We start from the raw sequence: 2,436 nt of genomic DNA, 5'->3' as shown, positions 1-2,436 counted from the left end.
AGGGATCCCACAACGTGTAGGTCCCACCCCCGGCGGCCTTACTGGCCCCCGCCGAGGCGGTGCCGGCGGCTCCGCCGTCGTCCGAGGACGAGCACCCGACGAGGCTGCCGGCGGCCGCGAGAGCCGCTATTCCAAGGCCGGCCGCACGCCGGCTGACTGCCGCTGATGCCATGGTTATGACCTCCGCTGACGCGTATTGAGTCGCTGACTCCCCCGAATCGAATCGGTTCGCCCGAAGATAGGACCAGAGAACACCCGCGTCAATGGGGTGGGAGGAAACGCCCTCGTAACGACACCGGTTGCCCTTGTCTGCTCGATTCGACCTACGATTTCCCTGTCGGCCGTTTCAGGTGGAGGAGCGCGAGTGAACATCGGGGAGATCGCCAGGCGATCGGGCGTGGCGCGCAGCACCGTCTCCTACGCGCTGAGCGGCAAGCGTCCCGTCTCGGAGGAGACCCGCCGGCGCATCCAGGCGGTCATCGACGAGCTGGGCTACCGGCCGAACGCCGTCGCGAAGGCGCTCAAGGAGGGCCGGACCCACACCATCGGCCTGGTCATCCCTCCGGCCAGCCGGCGCCTGACCGACATGCAGCTCGGCTTCGTGGCGAGCGTCGTCGACGCGGCGGCGCGCGCCGACCTGGACGTCCTGCTGTCGCCGTCGGGGGGCGAGCACGACCGCTCGTTCGAGCGGGTGATCAGCGGAAAACGGGTGGACGGCGTCATCGTCATGGAGATCCGGCTGGAGGACGAGCGCGTCGCCCGCCTGCGGCAGGCCAGGCTGCCCTTCGTCGGAATCGGCCGCACCCGTCACCCGGAGGACATGTCCTGGGTGGACATCGACTACGAGAAGCTGATCGCCAACTGCGTGCACCACCTGGCCGACCTCGGCCACCGCCGCATCGCGCTGGTCAACCGCTCCGCCGAGCTGGTGGCGGCCGGGTACGGCCCCGGCTATCGCGCGCAGATGGGATTCACCCGGGCGGTGGCCGAGCGGGGCCTGCACGGCGTGGAGACGTGCTGCGCCGACGACATCAACTCCGGGGGGGCCTGCGTCGAACGGCTCCTCGAAGAGCACCCCGGCGTGACCGCCATCGCCACCGTCAACGAGGCCGCCACCCCCGGCGTGTACCGCGCGCTCACCCACGCCGGCCTGGTCGTGCCCCGGGACTTCTCCATCGCCGGCGTCGCCGCCGGCCAGCTGGCGGAGAACCTGCACCCGCCGCTCACCGCGGCCGACGTCCCGGCGGACGAGCTCGGCGCCCAGGCCGTCGAGATGCTCATCCAGCGGATCGCCGACCCCGCCACCCCGCACGGCCACGTGCTCGTCGCCCCTCCCATCTCCCTCCGCGGCACGACCGGACCGGCCCGCTTGCCCGACCCGCTCGCCTGAAGCCCTCTCGTACGGCTCTCCGTCTCACGGGGGCCGGCCGCCTGGTGACCGTCCGGCTCCTGGCCGGGCCCTCCACGCTCGCCGCGCCCTGGGGCGAATCGGTTCGTACGAAGGGACCGGTCCTGGCCGGGCGCGCACACCGGGCAGCCGTACGGCGAGACGCGGTCAGACGGCCGGAAGCCGGCCCGCGCGTGTCGGCGCGGACCGGCTTCCGGAAGGGGGAGAGAGGGTCAGGAGCGGGTCCAGCGCTGGTTGCTTCCGCCGTTGCAGGTCCAGATGGCGAGCTTGGTGCCGTTGGCCGTGGCGTTGTTCGGCACGTCCAGGCACTTGTTCGCGCCGACGGCGGTGATGGAGCCGTCGGAGTTGAAGCGCCACTTCTGGTTGTTCTGGCCGTTGCAGTCCCAGATGATCACAGTGGAGCCGTCGGCGGTGCCGGCGCCGTTGACGTCCAGGCACTTGTTGCCGAAGACCCGCAGCTCACTGGCGCTGGTGGAGGTCCACTGCTGGTTGGCCTGCCCGTTGCAGTCGTAGATCTGCGCCTGCGCGCCGTTGGTGGCCGAGCCGCCGGTGACGTCCAGGCACCGGCCCGACCCGACACCGCGGATCGCGCCCCCCGTGCCGGGAGACGGGGTCGTCGACGGCGACGGGCTGGGGTCGGGGTTGGGGTTCGCGGCGTTCAGCGCGTCGAGGACCGAGGTGTAGGCGGGCCTCTTGTTGTAGTTGCCGTCGAAGAGCAGGACGGCGCTGGGGGAGCGCCAGGAGTACTTGTCGGTGATGCCCCAGGTGGTGATGCCGGCGCAGCGGGGCACGTTCACGCAGGCCTGGGTGACGCGGCGGTAGGCGTCGGCCTGGGCGGTGGCGCTGCCGTCGATGTCGAGCTCGGTGATCTGGACGTCGACGCCGAGGGCGGCGAACTGGGCGATGTTCTGCTGGTAGTTGGACGGCGGGTTGCCGAAGTGGGACTGCAGGCCGACGCAGTCGATCGGGACGCCGCGGGCCTTGAAGTCCTTGACCATGTTGTAGACGCCGCGGGTCTTGTTGGCGTT

2 protein-coding genes are annotated in these 2,436 nt (G+C 71.0%); one reads left to right on the top strand and one right to left on the bottom strand.

Annotated elements, in window-relative coordinates; all coding sequences use genetic code 11:
• Positions 1-364: 364 nt before the first annotated feature.
• Complete coding sequence (locus AB0B72_RS40120; RefSeq protein WP_367745044.1) at positions 365-1,390, top strand: LacI family DNA-binding transcriptional regulator; 1,026 nt, start codon at positions 365-367, stop codon at positions 1,388-1,390.
• A gap of 230 nt (positions 1,391-1,620) precedes the next feature.
• Here the strand turns inward: AB0B72_RS40120 and AB0B72_RS40115 are convergent.
• A partial coding sequence (locus tag AB0B72_RS40115; protein WP_367745042.1) for a lectin occupies positions 1,621-2,436 on the bottom strand: 816 nt, incomplete at its 5' end.

This window comes from Microbispora sp. NPDC049125 (assembly GCF_040802045.1).
Lineage (GTDB): Bacteria > Actinomycetota > Actinomycetes > Streptosporangiales > Streptosporangiaceae > Microbispora.
This window is presented reverse-complemented; position numbering and strand designations above follow the sequence as displayed.